11 protein-coding genes are annotated in these 19,075 nt (G+C 70.8%); 5 read left to right on the forward strand and 6 right to left on the reverse strand.

What is annotated here, in order from left to right:
- The first annotated feature begins 129 nt into the window (after nucleotides 1-129).
- Both AB0B64_RS00740 and AB0B64_RS00745 read left to right on the forward strand, forming a co-directional pair.
- Entirely contained in the window at nucleotides 130-738 is a 609-nt protein-coding gene (locus tag AB0B64_RS00740; protein WP_358173507.1) for a helix-turn-helix domain-containing protein, read from the forward strand.
- A 125-nt stretch (nucleotides 739-863) separates the two neighbouring features.
- Nucleotides 864-2,033 (forward strand): glycerophosphodiester phosphodiesterase, encoded by a 1,170-nt coding sequence (locus AB0B64_RS00745; protein ID WP_357952383.1) that lies wholly within the window; start codon nucleotides 864-866, stop codon nucleotides 2,031-2,033.
- A gap of 6 nt (nucleotides 2,034-2,039) precedes the next feature.
- Here the strand turns inward: AB0B64_RS00745 and AB0B64_RS00750 are convergent, their stop codons facing one another.
- The 4 genes from AB0B64_RS00750 to AB0B64_RS00765 all read right to left on the reverse strand — a co-directional run bounded on the left by AB0B64_RS00750 (nucleotide 2,040) and on the right by AB0B64_RS00765 (nucleotide 8,099).
- On the reverse strand, nucleotides 2,040-5,702 hold the full coding sequence (locus tag AB0B64_RS00750; RefSeq protein WP_358173510.1) for a CHAT domain-containing protein: 3,663 nt from the start codon (nucleotides 5,700-5,702) through the stop codon (nucleotides 2,040-2,042).
- Entirely contained in the window at nucleotides 5,699-6,889 is a 1,191-nt protein-coding gene (locus AB0B64_RS00755) for a CATRA conflict system CASPASE/TPR repeat-associated protein (protein ID WP_357952381.1), read from the reverse strand. Before AB0B64_RS00755 ends, AB0B64_RS00750 begins: the two co-directional genes overlap by 4 nt.
- Nucleotides 6,876-7,154 carry a CATRA system-associated protein gene (locus AB0B64_RS00760; protein WP_357952380.1) on the reverse strand — a complete coding sequence of 93 codons (279 nt, stop codon included), beginning with the start codon at nucleotides 7,152-7,154 and terminating at the stop codon, nucleotides 6,876-6,878. The genes AB0B64_RS00755 and AB0B64_RS00760 overlap by 14 nt, the downstream gene beginning before the upstream one ends.
- Before the next feature lie 300 nt (nucleotides 7,155-7,454).
- Nucleotides 7,455-8,099: an acyl-homoserine-lactone synthase gene (locus AB0B64_RS00765; protein ID WP_357952379.1), complete on the reverse strand. Its 645-nt coding sequence runs from the start codon at nucleotides 8,097-8,099 to the stop codon at nucleotides 7,455-7,457.
- Nucleotides 8,100-8,284: 185 nt separating this feature from the next.
- Here AB0B64_RS00765 and AB0B64_RS00770 point away from each other — a divergent pair, with 185 nt between their 5' ends.
- Nucleotides 8,285-8,722, forward strand: a complete 438-nt coding sequence (locus AB0B64_RS00770; RefSeq protein ID WP_357952378.1) for a hypothetical protein — start codon at nucleotides 8,285-8,287, stop codon at nucleotides 8,720-8,722.
- A 90-nt stretch (nucleotides 8,723-8,812) separates the two neighbouring features.
- Nucleotides 8,813-11,047, forward strand: coding sequence for an Orn/Lys/Arg decarboxylase N-terminal domain-containing protein (locus AB0B64_RS00775; protein WP_358173513.1), 2,235 nt, complete (start codon nucleotides 8,813-8,815; stop codon nucleotides 11,045-11,047).
- 35 nt (nucleotides 11,048-11,082) lie between these two features.
- Here the strand turns inward: AB0B64_RS00775 and AB0B64_RS00780 are convergent, their stop codons facing one another.
- Nucleotides 11,083-11,925 (reverse strand): hypothetical protein, encoded by an 843-nt coding sequence (locus AB0B64_RS00780; RefSeq protein WP_358173516.1) that lies wholly within the window; start codon nucleotides 11,923-11,925, stop codon nucleotides 11,083-11,085.
- A gap of 428 nt (nucleotides 11,926-12,353) precedes the next feature.
- Here AB0B64_RS00780 and AB0B64_RS00785 point away from each other — a divergent pair, with 428 nt between their 5' ends.
- Nucleotides 12,354-13,970 (forward strand): phospholipase A2, encoded by a 1,617-nt coding sequence (locus tag AB0B64_RS00785; protein ID WP_357952375.1) that lies wholly within the window; start codon nucleotides 12,354-12,356, stop codon nucleotides 13,968-13,970.
- A 199-nt stretch (nucleotides 13,971-14,169) separates the two neighbouring features.
- Here AB0B64_RS00785 and AB0B64_RS00790 read toward each other — a convergent pair whose 3' ends face one another.
- Entirely contained in the window at nucleotides 14,170-19,029 is a 4,860-nt protein-coding gene (locus AB0B64_RS00790) for a DUF4132 domain-containing protein (RefSeq protein WP_358173519.1), read from the reverse strand.
- Nucleotides 19,030-19,075 lie beyond the last annotated feature (46 nt).

Below are 19,075 nucleotides of genomic sequence, written 5' to 3' on the forward strand. Positions count from 1 at the left end.
CTCGGTGGATGAGTGAGGAGGAGAGCGCTTCAGCGCCTTCAGCTAGACCGAACGTTCTATCGCGGCACAGCATGGCAATCTGCGGCACGGACTGTCAAGACCGAACGTTCTATCCGCTAGGCTGGCGGCATGCCCACCTCATCCGAAGGCCGGCCGTCCGAAGCGCGGTCCCGGCTGCTCAACACGGCCACCCGGCTCTTCTACGCGGAGGGCATCCACTCCGTCGGCATCGATCGCATCGTCGCGGAAGCGCAGGTGACGCGGGCCACCCTCTACCGGCACTTCCCCGGCAAGGAAGACCTTGTCCTCGCCTACCTGAACGAGGTCGACCGGGCCATGCGGGGGCAGGCGGACGAGGCCGTCGCCGCCGGACTACCGGCCGCCGGCACCATCCAGGCCCTCAGCGAGTCCATCGCCCAAGGCATCCGGTCCGCCGGATTCCGGGGATGCGCCTTCCTCAACGCCGCCGCCGAGTACCCCGACCCGGAGTCCCCGGTGCACAAGGCCGTGCTCGCCCACCGCCAATGGTTCCTGGAAACCGTCACGGAGCTGCTGACCAAGATCCAGGAGACCGGCGCCGAGCCCGCCGCCCGCCACTTCGTGATGATGCGCGACGGCGCCATGGCCGCCGGCTGCCTGTTCGACCCGGAGTTGATCTGCGAGACGTTCCTGCACGGAGTCGAGAGACTTCTGAAGGTCTATGCCGCCACCGACTACAGCGACCCGGCGGGAGCCTGAGAGGGACGGCTCGTCACCGGAAATTCCGCCGTTATTGGCCCATAGCTAGATTTCGGTCATTACCATAATTGCCGCGGTGATCATCGGTGAGAGTCTCCGGTACAGATGCCGCAGGGAGTTTCAACGTGCGGAAGATCGCAGTCACCACCCTCGCCATCCTCGCCGGAACCGGAGCTGGAGCTGGAGCCGGCACAGCTCCAGCGGCAGCAGCAGCCGAATCCGCACCCGACCGGTCCCAGGTCGTCATCATCGGCCACCGCGGCGCGGCGGGCCACCGCCCCGAGCACACGCAGGGCGGTTATGAGCTGGCCGTGGCCATGGGTGCCGACTGGATCGAGCCCGACCTGGTGCCGACCAAGGACCACAAGCTGGTCGTCAGGCACGAGAACGAGATCTCCGGCACCACCGACGTGTCGCTGCGCCCCGAGTTCGCCGCGCGCAAGACCACCAAGGTCGTCGACGGCCGCAACGTGACCGGGTGGTTCACCGAGGACTTCACCCTGGCCGAGCTGAAGACGCTGCGCGCGGTCGAGCGGCTGCCCGCGATCCGCCAGCGCAACACCGTGTACAACGGTTACTACCAGGTGCTCACCTTCCAGGAGGTGCTCGACCTGGCCAAGCGGCTCTCGCGCCAGTACGGCAAGCAGGTCGGAGTCTTTCCCGAGACCAAGCACCCGACCTACTTCAGGTCGATCGGGCTGCCGCTGGAGGAGCCGCTGATCGAGACCGTCAAGCGCAACGGGCTCAACCGGCCGAACAGCCCGGTCGTGGTCCAGTCGTTCGAGCCGTCCAGCCTGAAGCGGGTGGCGAAAGAGCTCCGCGTGCCGCTGTGGCAGGCCCTGGGCACCACCGGCCAGCCGTACGACCTGACCGCCGCCGGAGACCCGACGACCTACGCGGACATGATGAAGCCCGAAGGGCTGGCGAAGATCGCGCAGTACGCGAAGTGGATCGGGCCGGACAAGTCATCGGCGCTCCCGCTCAACCCGGACGGCAGCTCGGGCACCCCGACGACGCTGGTGTCCGACGCGCACAAGGCCGGGTTGAAGATCGGCGTGTACACCTTCCGCAGCGAGAACCAGTACCTGCCCCTGCAGTTGCGACGCGGCCAGACCCCGACGGACCACGGTGACGCGCTGGCGGAGTACCGGGCGCACATAGACCTGGGCGTGGACGCCTTCGTCACCGACTATCCCGACGCCGCCGCCCTGGCGAAGGCGGAGCAGGGCAGGCCGCGCGAGCAGGTACAGCCGAAGCAGTTCGACAACGGCCTGCCGGAAGAAGGACAGGAGTAGACAAGGTCAGGGGCCGACGTGCACGTATGCCGCCCAGAAGATCGGAAACCCTGGACGGCGGCGCCGCAGCGAGCGTACGGCCAGGTGCAGCGCCGTGGCCGCCGCGTCGGGGTGCGGCTCGCGGGTGCCGCCTGCGGTCAGCACGGTGTAGACCTCCTCCGCGACGGCCGGCGCGTGCAGGTCGCTGATCGGCCACAGCGAGCCGATCACGTGCGGGAACCCGGCGAGCTGGACCGACGCCGCGATGCTGACCGCCTCGTCGGTCAGGACGTCGCCGCCGCGCGAGGTCTCGCAGCCGCTGAGGAAGGCCAGCTCGGCCCGGTCGAGGCGGCGGGCCGCCAGATCCCGTACGGTCAGCGGCGGGCCGGGCAACAGCAGCCGGCCGCTGGAGGGGTCGGTGGGCTCCTGCACGGCATGGCAGGCGAAGTGGACCCAGGCGCTCTCGTCCAGCGCGGCGAGCACCCGGTCGCGGGTGGCGTCGGCGCCGGTCAGCTCCAGCCGCCGCGGTAGGTGCCGGCGTACGGCCCGCAACTCCTGTTCCACGCCCTTCAGTACGGCCGCCCCGTCCATGGCGGGGACGCCGACGAGCAGCACCTGCCGGTCGGCGGTCGGCCCGGTCTGCTCGCGGGCGTGCCGCAGGGCCCGCAGAGTGGGGGTGTAGCTGGAGATGACCAGGTCGGGCGCCCGACCGGCGGCGTGCAGCGGCAGCAGGGTCAGCGGGCCGGTGGGGCACCACCACATCCTGGACGGCGGTTCGCCGAGCGCGTCCAGCACCGGCCCGGTGATGTGCTCCCAGAGCCAGTCGAGGCACGTCACGACCGCTTCGTTGGCCCTCGTGTCCACCGCCGCCGCGAACGCCGCGGCCCGTTCCTCGACCTGTGCGGCGGTGATGTCCAGTGGTACGACGCGAATGCCCTCGGGCGTGACGAGGAGCGCGTCGCAGCCGTAGCGGCTGATGTTCACGACCGCGACGGGCCCGGCGTCGGCGGCCCGTAGCAGGCTCTCGTGGCGCGGCGGGCGTAAGAACCCGGCGAAGCCCGGCAGCGCCCTGATCTCGGCGAGGATCTCCTCGCGGCGCCGCCGCAACGTGTGACGCTGGTCGAGGAGGCGTTCCCGGTCGAAGGCGGGCGCGTCGGACCCGGCCACCGGCACGTCGACCAGGTCCATGCGCTCGGCGGCGTCGATGGCGTCCTGTACCTCGGCAAGCCGGTCGGCCAGCTCGGGCGCGGCGGCGTGCAGGACGTCGCGGGAGCTGCGGTTGTCGATGACCTGGGTGAGCATGACGCCTCTGCCCTGCTCCAGCAACTCCAGGGCGGTGCCCGGGTCGGCCGCCCGGATCGCGGCCGCCGCCGCGTCGCGGGCCAGCCCCTCGTAGTCCCGCAGTACGCGCTCCTGGTCGTCGCGGCCGAGCCCGCGCCAGGCCGCCTCGTCCAGCGCGGCGACCGCCGTGGCGAACCCCTTGACCGCCTCCTCGACCAGCCCCGCCTCCATGGCGAACTCGCCCCACCGCTGCCCGACGGTGACCCGCCAGTCCGCCGACGCCGTCTCGACCCAGGCGGCCTCGCGGTAGCGGGCGAGCGCCTCGTCACGCGGCGCGGGCGCGCCGGTCATCTCCCACTGGTCGGTGAGCGTCCCCGCCAGGTGGTACAGCGCGATCGAGGCGGCCGGGGCGTCGGGCGCGCAGGTCGCCACGGCGGTCCGCATCGTACGCAGTGCCCTCCTGAGGTCCCCGCCCCGTCCGGTCATCGCGTAGCGCTTGCGCAGGGCACCCCCGAGCTGGCTGTACGCGACCGGGCCACCCGGCGGCTTGGCCCTGATGGCCTCGGTGAGCTGCTCGATGGCCTCGTCCAGGTCGGGGATCTGCTCGACGGCGCCCTTGGGGGCCGGCTCCCCCAGCGCCTCCGCGATCATCGCGGACAGTGTGGCCCGGCTGATCCGTGGCGACAGAGCCCTGATCAGCAGGGCGCCGCCCAGGTTGACGGTCGCGCGGGTGCGCATCGCGGTCCCGGGCACGGAGGCGGCCTTGGCCTGGCGGAACATGTCGATCGACTCGTCGAGGCCGTCGCCCGTCTGCAGGAGCACCATGCCGAAGGTGTTGAGGACGCCGGGCCGCTGGATGTTGCCGGGCTGCACCGTACGGACGGCTTCGCGCATCCGCTCGACGGCCTCAAGCAACGCCGGCGTATGACCGGTGTACTTGTACCGCTCCGCCAGCACGGCGGCGAGATTACCGAGATAGCTGGGGCGGTAGGGGCTGGTCAGCGGCGTGGCGGCCACGGCGTCACGCAGGACGGAGGCGGCCTCCTCCGCGTCCTCGCTCCGGCGGGTCCGCTCGTAGCGCTGCGCCAGCGCGCCGCCCAGGTTGGCCAGGATCAGGGCGTAGTTGCGGTGCTCGGGGGCCGTTATGGAGCTGGCCGCGCGGTGGCTTTTCACCGCTTCGTCCAGCTCCGCCAGCTTGCCGGTGAGCTCGTACCGGAAGAAGAGCGCCGATCCCAGGCCGGTCAGCGCCATCGCGCGCTCCGGATGCTGCGGCGAGTCCTTGAGCGCCCGCCGGTAGCAGTCGATGGAGTTGTCGAGCACCTTCGGACCGCCACCGAACCGGAACTTCAACATCAGCGCATTGCCCAGATCCGAGCGGTACATCCCGACATGCGGGTCGGTGGGGCTGACGAGCGCCACCCCTCGGCTCAGGACGTCGATCATCTCGTCGAGGTCGTCGACGGTGCCACTGAACTCCATGCGCAGGCCCAGCACCGCGCCCAGCGAGATCAGCAGTTGCGGCAGCTCGGGGTGGCCCGGTGGCGCCTGGGCCACGGCCTGATGGAGCATCTCCACCGCCTGGTCGGCGCGGTCCAGGGCGCCGGAGGTGCGGACGTCCTCGATGAGCATGCCGCCCATGCCCGCGAGGTAGCGCGAGCGGCCGTCGGGGCCGAGGAACGCATCGCCGACGGCCTCGTTCCGCAACTGCTCCATCATCTCGGGGGTGATGACCGGGATCTCGTCCGCCGCCATGATGGCGCCCAGCAGGACCATGATCTCCTGCTTGACCGGCTCGGACGCCTCGGCGTAGCGGGCGCGCACCTCGTCGAGGGCCGCCTTCAGCTCCTCGGCCCTGGCCGGGTCCTCGTGGGCGACGAGCACCAAGGCGTTGGCGAGCTTGGCCAGCCGCCACAGGTACCTGTCGGTCGACCGGTCGGTGGCGTGCACCGACTGGCGCAGCAGATCGATCCCGCGGCGCAGGTGGTCGCGGTCGCCGGTCCGCATGTGGCTGAGCATGAAGGCCATGCCGTGGTTGGCCAGCACCAGCGGCCGGTCCTGGAGCTGACCGCGGAGCGCCACCTCGTACAGCTCCAGGGCTTCCCCGAGCTCCCCTCCACCACTCGCCTTCACGTGGTTGCCGAGCACGCCCGCCAGCGCCGCCTGGGCCTCGGCCAGCTCCGGCCGCCCGGCCAGGGCCGCCACGGCGCGGCGGTGCAGGTCGATGGCCTGGACCAGGTCCTGCTCGTCTCGAAGCCAGTCGTAGCGCATGCTCAGGGCGTTGCCGTACTCGCTGAGCAGCATCGGGTCCGAGTCGCGCGCCACCGCCTCGCGGTATCCGGCCAGCCCGTCCTCCAGGGCCTTGGTGTCGCCGGTCAGCAGGTATCGGTTGATGAGCTCGGCCGGGTTCATCGGCTCCTCCGCCATCTGACGACGCCGAACGCGGTCACCCCGAAGGCCGTCAGGGCCAGGGCGGCCACGATGAAGGGCTTCACGGAATCGGGTAGGGGGACGCGGTAGTTCAGGGACTGCACCGCGGTCAGCATCATGATCAGGCTGCCGATGACGGCGGTGCTCAGGATGCCGAAGCGTTCCCAGCGGCGCTCGGTCTTCTCCGCCCGCAGCTGCAGCCGCTCGGCCAGCACGATGTCGGCGATCGCGGTGATCTCACGGGCCCGCTCCCGGGCCGCCTCGGCGTAGGCGAGGTCGTCGTCGAGGCGCCGCAGGAACCACTCGGTCAACGCCAGGTCGTCCTCGAGCCCCTGCGCCCGCATGTTGTGCAGCGCGATCTCCACGCTCCGCCGCATTTCGCGCAGCCGGGTCGCGGCCCAGATCAGCCCCGCCGCCGCCGTCTGCCGCTCGGTCAGCTCGCGCCGCGCAGACGTCAGACCGTCGCCCCCGAGCAGCGCCATCGTCGCGTCGACCTGCTCGTCGACCCGGCTGCGCGCCGCCCGCATGCTCGCTCCGTCCGCGTAGACGCGCAGGTGGTAGCGGACCTTGGCGGCGTGCATCAGGTAACGGGCGAACGGCGCCATCCGGTCATCACCCGCCGTCCACGCCCACGCGTCCAGGCGGGTCTCCAGCCTGCGCGGCGCGATGACCGCGAACACGCGCCGGCTCCGCGCGTCCTCCTCATGGCCGACCTCCCACAGAGCCAGGCCGTCTCTGGTGGTCATCCGGCTCGTGCTGTACGGCTGCGGTGTTGTGTACGGCTGCGGCAGGGCGGCCACGATCCGATCCGCCCGCCTCGTACGGCCGTAGGCGACGAACAACCGGCACTCACCGAGAGCCCACTCACCGATGTCCTCACCGGCGCATCCGGCCCAGAGGGCGTCGAGCTCCTTCCAGGAACCGCCCGTCAACGCCACGCTCAGGCAGCGCATGTCGTGTTCCAGTCGCAGCACCGCCTGACGCAGCGGCAGGCCCCGCGCCGTCCGGACCTCGACCGTGCCCACGGTCGTGGCCGGCATGTGCAACCGGTCGCCGAGCGCGTCCCACACCTGGCGCAGCCGCCGCTCGCCCGCGACCGCCTCCGGCCCGGCGGCGGCCACGAACACGTGGACGATCAGCCCTGGGGCGGCAGGCTCACCCGGCCTCATCGGCCCGGTCCGCGACGGGGGCCGACAGGCTGTGGATCAGCTCGTTGACGCGCTCGCGGGTCTGATCGGGCATCGGAGCCACCGGTTCCTCGGGGTATTTGGTGATGATCCGCATGGGCCCGGCCAGCTCCAGGTAGCCGATCTCGGCGTCCGGGTCGGCCGACGCCGCGAGTCTGGTCACGGCCGCGTCCACGTTCGCCCACTTCGCCGCGGGCAACTCCCAGCCGAGCGCCTCGCGCAGCACTGCCACGGCCTCATCGTGCACGCCGAACCTCCCGTCGGGCGATTCCCGACTCAAGTGTGCATGCCCGCCTGTGATCACGACCAGCGATCACACCAACACGATGCGGTAACAAGGGGGCGTTCGCGGCGTTGATCCCTTGCGACCTGCGGCGTCCGCGTGGCCGCTGGATTCGCCCGCGAAGACGCCCCGGTCTCCAGCGAGACCGGGGCGTCTTAGCCTGTGCGCTTTGGTGCCTCAGGGCCCCCGACTGAGGCATGTCGAGATTATTCCTTTACGTCCGTTTTGTACAGCTTTTCGTAGATGGGACCCGCTGGAGCGCCCTCAGCGCCGCCCGTCCCGGCAGTGCGGCTCCCCTTCCGGCGCGGGGAGCGCGTTCTCCAGGAAATCCCTGGTCGACGTGGTGTAGGCCGAGCAGGGAAGCTTGCCGAAGCGCGTCGCCTTGCCGTCGCCGAGACGCCGGGTACGAACGCCCATGGCATGCACGCTGCGTTCCACCGCCACGCTGGAGACCGCGACGATCGTGTCACCACGCCGGTCGACCCAGCGGAACGCCTCCCAGAGCAGCGCGCGGGCGCGGGGGCCGAAACCCGCCACCACGCCACGGGACCAGGCTCGAGCGGTGGCCAGGCGGCTGAGCTCCCAGATGGCCGGATCGTGCGGAGCCGGGTCACCACATAACGCCTCGGGGAAGACATCGCGGAGCATGTAAGGGCCATCGGTGGGCAGCAGGCGGCAGCACCCCGTGATCTCCCGGCAGCGTTCCGCATAACTGATCACATAGACCGGATCGCAGTCGTCGAAGGAATCGCGTTCCCTTCCGTGGAGGCTGTGGACGTCCCAGCGAAGGCGTTCGTGGAACACCTCGTGACGCAGCCGGAACATACCGTCGAGCAGCCATGCCGGCAGTTCGCCCGCACGGCCGGTGGCGATCTGTTGCGTGCATTCCCCCACCGACGGATCGTCCATGTGCACCCTCCGCGAAAGAAGCGACTCCTGGTGATCGCTTTTCTTTCCGTCATTCGCGGAATCGCGGTTTCCGGATGGCACTCAGCGCAATCGCCGGCGGCCCGTCAGAGCACTGAAAGCGCATTGCAGGCGGCGTGCCTGTCAATGGTTACGCATCCGGTTCACGCCGTCACCAAGGAGATCCGATGAACCGCACCGTCCGTACCATGCTCGGAGTCGCCGCCACCGCAGGCATCGTCGCCCTGGGCGTCCCGGCCTTCACCGGCGCCGCGAACGCGTCGACCACGTCCACCACATCCGCCACCTCGTCCGCCGGTCTCAGGCAGGGTCAGTCCTTCCTGTTCAATTACACCTTCAACGGCCATCTCAAGGTCGCCGGCGGCAATTTCACCGTCGATCACCGGGTCTACCTGGTCGTCAAGTTCAACACCGGCCGGGTGGCGTTCTCCAAGTGGGAGATCGCCCGGACACACCCCATCACTCCCGGCGGGGCCATTTATGTGGAGACGACGATCGCGGCGCCCTGCGCGCCGGGCAACAACGGCTACGCCCGCGCCTATGACGAGGCCACCAGGACCTGGTCTCCGAAGCTGCCGGTGACCATCTGCCAGCGGATCGACTGACCTTCGCCAGACCGGCCGGGTACCCTGAGTGACGATCAACGACTCAGGGTAAAGAGCGGAGCGACAGTCCCCCCGGCCATGGAGTTTCGCATGGAACGTACGGTTCTCGCCGCAGTCGCCGAGCGCCCCGACGCCGACACGGCACTCGCCGAGCAGATCCGCCGCGTCGGCGCGGCGATGGACGACCTCGGCGTCCAGGTGCGCTGGACGCATCGCACGCAGGACGCGCTGGCGGTGATCGGCTCGGACGCCTCGCTGTCCGGGATGCTGGCCGACTGGGACGCACCCGGCGCCGATCAGGTGCTGGGCGCGGTCACCCAGCGCTTCCGCGGCCTGCCGGTCTTCCTCATGACCGCCGAACAGGAGCTCCCCCTATGGGTGTACGAGGTCATCCAGGGCTATGTGTTCCCGCTTGAGGACACCCCCGACTTCATCGCCGGCCGCATCGCGCACGCCGCCGAGGAGTACGCCGAGCGGATCCTGCCACCGTTCTTCCGCGCGCTGCGCAAGCTGCAGGACCACCACCAGTACTCCTGGCACACCCCGGCGCACGCGGGCGGCGTCGCGTTCCTGAAGTCGCCGGTCGGGCGGGCGTTCTTCGACTTCTACGGCGAGCGCCTGCTGCGCACCGACCTGTCCATCTCCGTCCCGGAACTCGGCTCACCGCTGGACCACACCGGCCCGATCGGCGAGGCCGAACGCAACGCCGCCCGTGTCTTCGGCGCCGACCGCACCTTCTTCGTGATGAACGGCAACGCCACCGCCAACCGCATCGTCGGCCACCACGCCATCGCCCGCGACGAGACTGCCCTGGTGGACCGCAACTGCCACAAATCCCTCCAGCACGCGCTGACCATCAGCGGCGCCCGCCCCGTCTACCTGGTGCCAGAACGCAACGGCCTCGGCCTGGCGGGCCCCATTCCGCCCGCCGCGCTGCAGGCCGACGCCCTGCGTGCCCGCCTGGCCGGCCACCCGCTCGCGCGGACCGATCCGGCCTACGCCGTGATCACCAATTCCACGTACGACGGGCTCTGCTACGACGCCGTACGGGTGGCCGAGCTGCTGAGCGAGAGCGTCCCCCGCGTGCACTTCGACGAGGCGTGGTTCGCCTACGCCCGCTTCAACCCCCTGTACGCCCGCCGCTACGGCATGGCCGTGGACGAGCGGACGCTGCCGGGGCCGCGGCGCCCCACCGTGTTCGCCACCCAGTCCACGCACAAGCTCCTGGCCGCTCTGTCGCAGTCGGCGATGCTGCACGTCCGGTCGGCCGATCGCGCCCCGGTGGACTACGAGCGGCTCAACGAGACGTACCTGATGCACTGCTCCACCTCGCCGCTCTACCCGATGATCGCCTCGCTGGACGTGGCGGCGGGGATGATGGACGGTCCGGCCGGGCCGTACCTGACGGGCGAGGCCGTCACCGAGGCGGTGCGGTTCCGGCAGGCCATGGTCCGGCTGGGAGCCCGCATCCGGGAGGACGGCCGGCGGCCGGACTGGTACTTCGGCGTCTGGCAGCCCACGCACGTCACCGACCCCCACACCGGCCGGCCCGTCTCCTTCGCCGAAGCCGATCCTGTCCTGCTGAGCACCGATCCGGCGTGCTGGACGCTGGAGCCCGGCGCCGCCTGGCACGGCTTCCAGGGCCTGACCGACGGCTACTGCCTGCTCGACCCCATCAAGGTGACGATCACCTGCCCCGGCGCCGACGCCGCCGAAGGCACGCTCGACTGGGGCATTCCCGCTCGGATCGTCGCCACCTACCTGCGGGAGCGCGGCATCGCCGTGGAGAAGACGGGGGATCACACGCTGCTGGTGCTGTTCTCCATGGGCATCACCAAGGGCAAGTGGGGCACGCTGATCGACGCGCTCACCGACTTCAAACGCGCCTACGACGACGACCTGCCCCTGTCCGAGGTGCTACCGGGCTTCGGCCCGCCGGCCACCACGCTGCGCCGCTTCTGCTCCGACGTACACGACAAGCTCCGCGCCCTCGAGCTCGGCGCGCTCCTCGACCAGATCTTCACCACCCTTCCCCAGCCTGTCCGCACCCCGGCCGACAGCTACCAGGCCCTGATCCGCTCACGCACCGAACGCGTCCCGCTCGCCGACCTGCCCGGCCGCATCTCGGCCGCCACGGTCGTGGTCACGCCGCCGGGGATCCCCATGCTGATGCCCGGGGAGGCGACCGGACCCGCCGACGGCCCACTGATGGCGTACCTGCACGCCCTGGAGGACTTCGACCGCTCCTTCCCGGACCTGGCCACCGACATCCACGGCGCGCACCGCGGCGACGACGGCAGCTACCACGTCGAAGTCGAACGCTGAGGAGCGGTCACCGGCGGGGCCGGCGCTGGTGAGGTTCAGTCTTCGTCGAGCCTGGCCAGCTCCCCGGCCTCCACGGGGTGCAACGAGCGCAGCACGGCGAGCAGCTCTTTCTCGCTCATCGTCAGGCCCTCGATCCGCACCAAGTCGTCGCCGTACCAGGCGAAGATGATCTTATGGGTGACACTGGGAACGAGCCATACCCCCGGTGACACCTGCCGGCACTTGTCCGCCTCCGGGAGGTAGTAGTTCAGCGCGGCAGAGTCGCAGGCGCCTTTGGGACTATCCGTGCTCCCTGACTCGACGGCGACGTCAACCCGCGAGACCAAGCCATCGCGGGCGTACCTGAGCTCCAGCCGCCCTTCCAAGCCCTCCAGGGACCAGAGCTGGTAATCCGGCAGCGTGGGCGCGACGAGCGGGACCCCGGCGCGGGTCAGTCTGTGGGCGCGCGCCGAGTCGGCGAGCACGTCCTGTGCCGACCACACGGCCAGGTACGCCACGGCGACGCCCGCGACCGTCAGGACGCGGAGCCCCCGGTGCACCGGCATGACCAGACCGCCCGCGGCCAGGTAGGCGGTCGCGCCCAGAGCCACGAGGGACAGGCCCATCTGCCAGTCACCCGAGTCCATGGTCTCGGTGGCATGTACGAGGGGGAGGGCGAGGAGGAGGAACGCCACTATGGCGGCCGGACCCACCAGGCCCACCCCCCACCAGCGCGGCAGACCGCCCCACCAGGACAGGAAGAACCCCAGGCCGGAGGACAGGACGACCGTCATCATCAGGTCGAGCGGCCCAAGGTCGTCTCCCCGCCAGCAGAGGAGGACGAACTGGGCCAGTCCGACCACCGCCCCTACGAGCGCGGCCCGCAGCGATGCGTTCATGTTCCGATCATGTCGAAAGAACTGCGTCCATGGCGGAAATCAGGCGATTTGGTGCGGCGACCACAGCCGCCCGCCTGCGGCCACCGGCGCGCCCACGGATCCTGGCGGGCGACTTCAATACCACACTGGACCATGCCTGCGCGTTTTTGAAACAGTCCTAAACAGCCGCGCTGAAACGTCTTCACATTACCCGAACAGAATTATCCGCGAAGGTGCCACATAATCACTACATTTCCGCCACACAGGCGCTCCCACCAGCGCTTATACATATCAGTCGACGCACAGGAACTTTTCAGGAATCGCCTTCCAAGCGTGACTTCGTACGCGATTTGAACATCGAGTTAAACATCCGCCCAAACCCTTGTTGAGCGAGTTTCCATCATTTACTGTCCAGGGGATCAATTCGCTCGCCAAATGAGGAGGACCGGTTGCGTCGATTAACATTCACCGTCGCCGTCGCGGCAGTGCTACTCCCTCTGCTCTCCCCGACGGCGTCCGCCGTCACCGCCACCACCAGCGCCACCAATGAGGCGGACCCGGACAACGTCCAGCAGGTCGGTCCGGGGCTGTACTTCACCGACACCGACACCTTCAAGATCAGCGATACCGACGTACCGGCCGGGGCGATCGGCCGCTCGCACGGCGTGGCCACCGGAGGCGGCGACCTGGCCCGACCGCAGTCGGCCCTGGCCTCCCGTCCCGAGATGGCGGTGTTCGGGCCCGGCTGGACGGCGGAGTTCCTCGGCGGAATGGTCGACCGGAAACTGGAGACCCAGAACGGCGCCATCGTCGTCACCGAACTCGACGGCGGCACCACCTCCCGCTACGACCTCAAGAGCAGCATCTCCTTCCCCGACGGTGGCGGCGTCCAGCGCTACGAGACCACCGACGGCTCCAAGATCACCGAAACGACCCGGTGGGACACCGCCGCCGGAGCGATGCGTACCTCCATCACCGAAACCATCGCGATGGACAAGGGCGCCACAGAAGCCGGCGACGACACCTTCACCCAGAGCAACGCCGACCTCAGCCTCACCTACACCTGGAGCAAGATCGACGGCCTGCAGGGCACCGACACCTGGCGCGCGACCAGCACCGGCAACACCGCGTACGGCACCTCATCGGTGACCTACGACCCCCAGGGCCGCATCAGCACCATCAAGGAACCGGCCGGCGGCGAGACCCCCGAGGAAACCCTCACCATCCACTACGCCGCCACGACCACGGCCACCGCCGCCTCCTTCGGCGACTTCGCGGGCCGGCTCAAAGACATCACCCTCAAGTCCGGCTCGTCCACCCCGCAGACCGTGGCCCAGTACGGATACGACGCCAACGGCCTGCTGCGCACCGTGGCCGACCCCGGCCTGAGCAGTTCCCCCGCCGCCACCTATGGCTACGACCAGCTCGGCCGCCTGAACTCCATCGACTCCCCCACCGACGGCAGCTGGCAACTGGCCTTCGCCAACGGCACCGCCGCCCCCACGGCGACCGCCACCGGCACCGCCCAGCCGACTCCCGGCGACCCGATGCAAGGGGCGACCGGCATCAACGACCCCAACGCCACCGAGCCGTCCCCGGGCGACTTCCTGCCCGGCGACATCTCCAACCCCCAGGCGTACCCGTCGTACTGCAACGACGCCTGGAAGTGGCTGTACTACCAGCGGGCCGGCTGTTCGTCCTGGGTCGCGCACAATGGCTGGCACAAGCCGCTGTGGAAGAAGCTCCCCAGCAAGCGCTATGTCGTCGGCATCACCTTCGACCACTGCACCAACGCCCCCGACCGGCCGACGGGCTTCGACTTCCGGCCCGCCTGCGACATGCACGACTACGGGTACGGCCTGATCGGCAACACCTACAAGCACTACAAGTACTACCTCGACAGGTACCGCAAGTCCCAGGTGGACGACGTCTTCTACAGCACGCTCAAGAACTGGACCTGCAACGCCTACTTCGTCCTCGTCCGCCCTGCTTGCCGGAGATGGGCCTTCATCTACCGCCAGGGGGTTCGCCTCGGCAATCCCAAGAACGGTGCTGACAAGACCTGACCCGCAGCACACTCTGATCTGAGAAGGCCGGCCGGATGGCGTGATCGCTCGCCATCCGGCCTCCCTTCGTCATATGACCGCCTTGATCCCTGTGACGGCCCATCGTGGCTGAGGGCTTTGGGGATGTACCCCCTCCGGGGAGCGAAGAAATGGTCCGCCGTAGCCGGGGCCCTGGGAGGGATACACACCTCCGGGAACGTCACTCCAGCCGGGCCGCGGCCTCCAGTGGCTCGGACGAACGGAGGAAGCGCAGGTCCTTCATGACCAGGGCTGCATCGGTGGCGCCGCCGCGGCGGAGGGCCGGGGTCAGCGCGTCCAGGTCGGACCAGCGGGACGGGCGGAGGTGGACGCGGTAGCCGTCTCCGGCGGGCTCCAGGGTGAGGGCTTCGCCGATGGTGAGCCCGCTCTCCGGGAGGTGGGCCGCGGTCGCTCCGGCGGCTCGTTCCAGGGCGGTGACCGAGGTGACCCCGGCGGCGATGGGCAGGGTCGTGTCCGGGCCGGTGACGTGTTCGTGCAGGTCACGCAGGCGGGCGGCGGCGGTCGTACGGGCGGGATGGTCCTTGGGCAGGCGGTCGGCCAGGAGCCTCGCAGCGCGGGCGATGTGACCCAGCGGCGGTACGGACGCACGCTCGCCGAGCAGGGCGATCAGCGCCTCCAGGGCGTCCTCGGCGCCGGAGGCGAGGATGGCCCACTGCGCGGTGGTGAGCGGGGTGAGCCTCGGGTGGCGTTCCGTCCAGTACGCGACCGCCCGGTTGAGGTCGGGGCCCTTACGCCAGAGCTCGGCGGGGTCGTCGGGCATGAGCAGCTCGACGACTTCGACGGCCTCGTCGGTGGTGGTGAGCGCCTCCAGGGAGAGCGCGGCGATGCGCAATGCATTCTCGGTGAGGTTGAGTTCGCGGGCGCGGGCGGTGTCGCCCTCACGGAAGGCGGCGACGCGGCCCCGTGCCCAGCCGTCCGGCCAGGAGAGCGTGCGGGCCGAGGTGGAGAGCAAGATCAGGCACTGGGCCGGTGACAGGCCGGTGGCCTTGGCGAACGCCCGTACGGTCGCCTCCCGGTCCACGGGCGGCGGGCCGTTCTCGGCGATCTGGTCGAGCGCCCGCCGGAGCCGGTCCGGGTCGCCCCAGCCACGGCAGGTCCGCAGCTCGACGGCGCGGTTGCGGGTGAACAGGAGCGGGTCGGGGCCGTCCGGGGTGTAGAGGAGCGCCGTGACCACGTACCCCCACCCCACCTTCTCGTAGTCGGCGACGGCGGCGGCCGCGATGGGGCCGTAGCCCGAGCGGATCCGCCCGAGTTCGTACTCCGGGCGCAGCCGGGCGACATGCCAGGTGCCGTCGGTACGGAGGAGTTCGGGGACGGCGGCCAGTTCCAGAAGTCGCGCGCGCCCGCCGCCGTTGCCCCACGCGGCCTCCAGGACGGCGGCGCCGAGGCGGCCCAGCGTGTTCTCGATCCCCTTGACGGTGGAGGCGGCGAATGTCGCGATCGTCTTGTCGTACGGCACATCGACGGCGGTACGGGTGAAGTGGACGATCCTCTCGTACGCGGACTCAGGCCCCGGATCGTCCGGCTCGGGGGGATTCTCGGGCTGGACGGCGGGTGCCGCGGCGGCGGGCGCCGGGCGCAGGTGGGGTGGCGGGGTCAGCGCCAGGCGCTCCAGCAGGGCGAACGCGCGCTCGCGGCATTCGACGGCCGTCCACACCAGGAACGTGACGCCCTTCCAGAGCGACTCGTCGGTGATTTCCGGCAGGAGCGGGCGGAGCCGTCCCGCCAGTTCCTCGCGGGCGGCCTCCTTCTCCTGGTACCGACCCTCGGGGTCCAGCACTCGCATGAGGTCGGCGGCGAGCGCGGCGTCCGCGACGTCGATCAGGGCCTGCGCCTTCTTCTCGTCGACGGCGCGCAGCGCCCTGGATCCTTCGGGGTCGCGCGGCCGCATCGCCGACCACCGGCCGGGAGGCGCGACCAGGTGGGTCCCGGACGCGTAGCGGCGGTGCGCGACCGCGCTGATGTTCTCGGCGCCGTCGTGCTCGGGCACCCTGCCCCAGCCGCGGACGTAGCGGCCGATGGTCCGCCCGGCCGGGTCCCGCAGCTCGATGATCCGCCCCTTGCCGCGCCACACGGTGGCCTCGGCGCCACCGGGGAAGGCGACCCGTTCGCCGTCGGCCGGTACGACGCGGCGGGCGGCGGGGTGCGCGCTGCCGTGCGGGCAGTGCGGGCCGCCGTGGTCAAGTACGGTCACCAGGCCGTTCACGGCGATCAGGCAGCGGTCGTAGAGGTCGCGCGCTTCGTTCCGTTCGTGGGACCGGCTGGAGATGTCCTCGTACGCGCCGAAGCCGTGGGACGGGCCGACTCCATCCGGTGTGACGACGGAGGCGCGGAACTTGTGCCCCCAGAGCCGGCCGGACTCGATCAGGAGCAGAGCGGTGCCGCTCTCCTCCAGGTAGTCGGTGATGGTGTTGACGTGGCCGGGGACGAAGGCGGGCAACTCCAGTTCGTCGAGGACGCCGCCGCTCAGCGTGGCGGCCAGGGCCCGGGCCGGGTCCGTCCCGGTCGCGATCGTCCGGACGCTGTCCAGGAGGGGGCCGGGGACTCCGGCGATGGTGAACCGTTCGGCGTCGCACAGTGCGGCGTGCGCGTCCGGAAGCCCTTGATCGGGGACCCGCTCGGCATGCTCGGCCAGGATGGCGGCGACGATCCGCGCCGTTCCCGGTGTCGCGGTCAGCGCCCGTACGGTCTCGGGGGCGGTCTGCTCCGGGACGGCCGGCTCGGTGACGTTGAGCTGGTTGGTCACGTTGCCCACGATCGCGTCGCGCAGCAGCGGAGCCCAGTCCGGGTCGGCGGCGACGGCGGCCAGGTCCGTGCCCGCTCCGGAGGCGAGCCGGTCGTACAGCTTGAACGTGTGCAGCAACCGGGGCCGCGCGAGCGGGACGCCGCGGTCCAGGAGGAGGTCGAGGAGCGGGAGGTCGGCGGCGGTCCCCTCCCAGCGGTTGACCTCGTCCTCGTCCACTCCCAGTACCGCCTCATGGCCGTCGCAGGTGAGGCCCTCCGCGCGCAGCCGCGTACCGGCGTCGTGCAGGAGGTCGCCGAGACCGGCGACGGGGAGCGCGAGCCCCGCGTACAGCTTCAGGAAGCGGCCGAGCCAGACCTTCGCCGCCGCCCCCGTCAGCCCGGGGGACGTGGTGAACGGGGCGGTCAGGCCCACGCCAGCGAGGTTGCCGAGCAGGAGCGACACTGCCGCGCTCTTCGCCTTGGGGGTGTCCTCGGCGGGCAGCGGCAGGACGCCGAGGAGCGCGCGGCCGATGCCCGCGTCCGCCCGTGCCATCGGGCCGAGCAACGGAAGGACGAACGTCCAGAAGGCCTGCGGTGCCGACTCCATGCAGCCGCTGTCCAGCAGGGCCCGTACGGCGCGTTCGTCCTCGGGCCCGCCGAGCGCGTGCCCGGCGGCCTTCGCCAGTGCCGCCCAGCCGTCGGCCAGGGCCAGCGCGCCGTCCGCACCGTCCGGGACTTCCTCGCACCACTCGGTGAGCAGGCTGCGGTGCCAGCGGTACGCGCCGGGGGCGGGATGGCGGGCGGCGAGCCGCTTGCCGTGCTTCTTGAGTGTGGCCGTTCCGGCGGCGTCCGGTCCCGCATCGAGGTGCGCCGCGACGAGCGCGGCCTCGTCGACCGGCAGTGCGTGCGCGCCCTCGGCGGCGCGGGCCTTCTCGAAGAAGGCGGCGGCGAAGCGGGCGCTGCCCGCGGCGGCCAGGATCCGCGCGCACTCCTCGTAGAACGGCGGCAGCAGCTCGGGCGCGTGCGTCTCCAGGTCGTCGCCGGTACGGGTGAGCGCGGTGCGTGCGAGGCCGGGCTTGCGGGCGGCCAGGCCGCGGGCGGCCCGCAGGTCGGTGTGCGCGGCCAGGATGCGGGCGCGGTGCGCCGGGTACCGGTGCAGGGCGGACGCGAGGAAGCCGAGCGGGCCCGCGTGCACCGTGCCGACGCCGGTCTCCGCCACCGGGTCCAGGTCGTACAGCGACTTCTCGGCCTTGTCGCCGTCGACGGCCGCGCGCCGGACGAGTTCGACGACCGGCTCGTCCAGGACGGAGTGTTCGTAGCGGATAGCGACGCACGTGTCCTCGTCGGAGCCGGCGGGCGGGCTCGGCAGCACCGCCCCGGCGCGCAGCAGCACGTCGCGGGTCGGGGCGGCGATGCCGGAGGGCACCACGGTGCCGGGCTCGCCTTGGTGGGCGTCGCAGTAGCGGGAGTACGCCTCGGCTGCCTCCACCATCGGCTCCGTCTCCTCCACGGTGCGGTCCGCGTACAGAGCCATGAGCATGCGGATGCCCTCGGACCAGGCGATGTCGCCGATCTCCCGGCCGCCCGCGGTGAAGCTCAGCTCGTCCATGTAGGCCGGGCTCATCGGCCCGCTCCAGTGCAGGTCGATCTCGATGCCGAGCGGCTCGGGCGCGTGCACGGTGAACCGCGCCTCGTCCCCCTTGATGCGCCCGCCCAGCTCGTGCACGCGGCGCTCGAACACGGCGCCGCTCTCGTACCAGGCATTCATGTATCCGAAGGTGTTGACCACGCCGAACGTACGATCCATGCTCGCGGGACGCGTCCACACCTCGCGGCGGACCTGCTCGACAACCTGCGTGAGGCCCCGTCCCCGCCAGATGGGCAGCTCGTCGCCGAGCAGCAGCGGGTGCGGGATCGCGAAGGCGTCCGCGCCCGTCCACGCGCCCTCGCGCAGGAGCGCACAGCGGGCGAGGTCGGGCGTGCCGTCGACGATCGGGGCGATGACCAGGTCAGTGAGCGTCTCGCGCCACACCGGGTCGTCCCACACGGCCGCGAACACCGCGGCCGGGACGGGCAGCGACCGTACCATCCAGGACTCGACCCGGTCGTGCACCGCCCGCGCGTGCTCGCCGAGCCGGTCGCAGAGGGCGGCGAGCCGTACCGCGATCGGATCCTTCCTGACGTTGGCGGGCACCTTGGCCAGCACGCGGCCCGCGGCCGTCCGGCAGGCGAGCACCGGCCGCCGCGTCCCCTCGACGGTGAGCTCGTGGCCCGTCGCAATCCCGATCCATCTCATGGCGCCATTCTTGATCATCCCTAGGACATTCCGCTGTTGATCTCCC

Source organism: Nonomuraea sp. NPDC049129 (assembly GCF_040648495.1).
Taxonomy (GTDB): Bacteria; Actinomycetota; Actinomycetes; order Streptosporangiales; family Streptosporangiaceae; genus Nonomuraea.

Bases quoted from the DNA above. Each gene is read 5' to 3' on its own strand.
- AB0B64_RS00740 (WP_358173507.1), top strand. From the start codon at position 130: ATGCCCACCTCATCCGAAGGCCGGCCGTCCGAAGCGCGGTCCCGGCTG.
- AB0B64_RS00750 (WP_358173510.1), bottom strand. From the start codon at position 5,702: ATGAACCCGGCCGAGCTCATCAACCGATACCTGCTGACCGGCGACACC.
- AB0B64_RS00755 (WP_357952381.1), bottom strand. From the start codon at position 6,889: ATGAGGCCGGGTGAGCCTGCCGCCCCAGGGCTGATCGTCCACGTGTTC.
- AB0B64_RS00765 (WP_357952379.1), bottom strand. From the start codon at position 8,099: ATGGACGATCCGTCGGTGGGGGAATGCACGCAACAGATCGCCACCGGC.
- AB0B64_RS00770 (WP_357952378.1), top strand. From the start codon at position 8,285: ATGAACCGCACCGTCCGTACCATGCTCGGAGTCGCCGCCACCGCAGGC.
- AB0B64_RS00775 (WP_358173513.1), top strand. From the start codon at position 8,813: ATGGAACGTACGGTTCTCGCCGCAGTCGCCGAGCGCCCCGACGCCGAC.
- AB0B64_RS00780 (WP_358173516.1), bottom strand. From the start codon at position 11,925: ATGAACGCATCGCTGCGGGCCGCGCTCGTAGGGGCGGTGGTCGGACTG.
- AB0B64_RS00790 (WP_358173519.1), bottom strand. From the start codon at position 19,029: ATGAGATGGATCGGGATTGCGACGGGCCACGAGCTCACCGTCGAGGGG.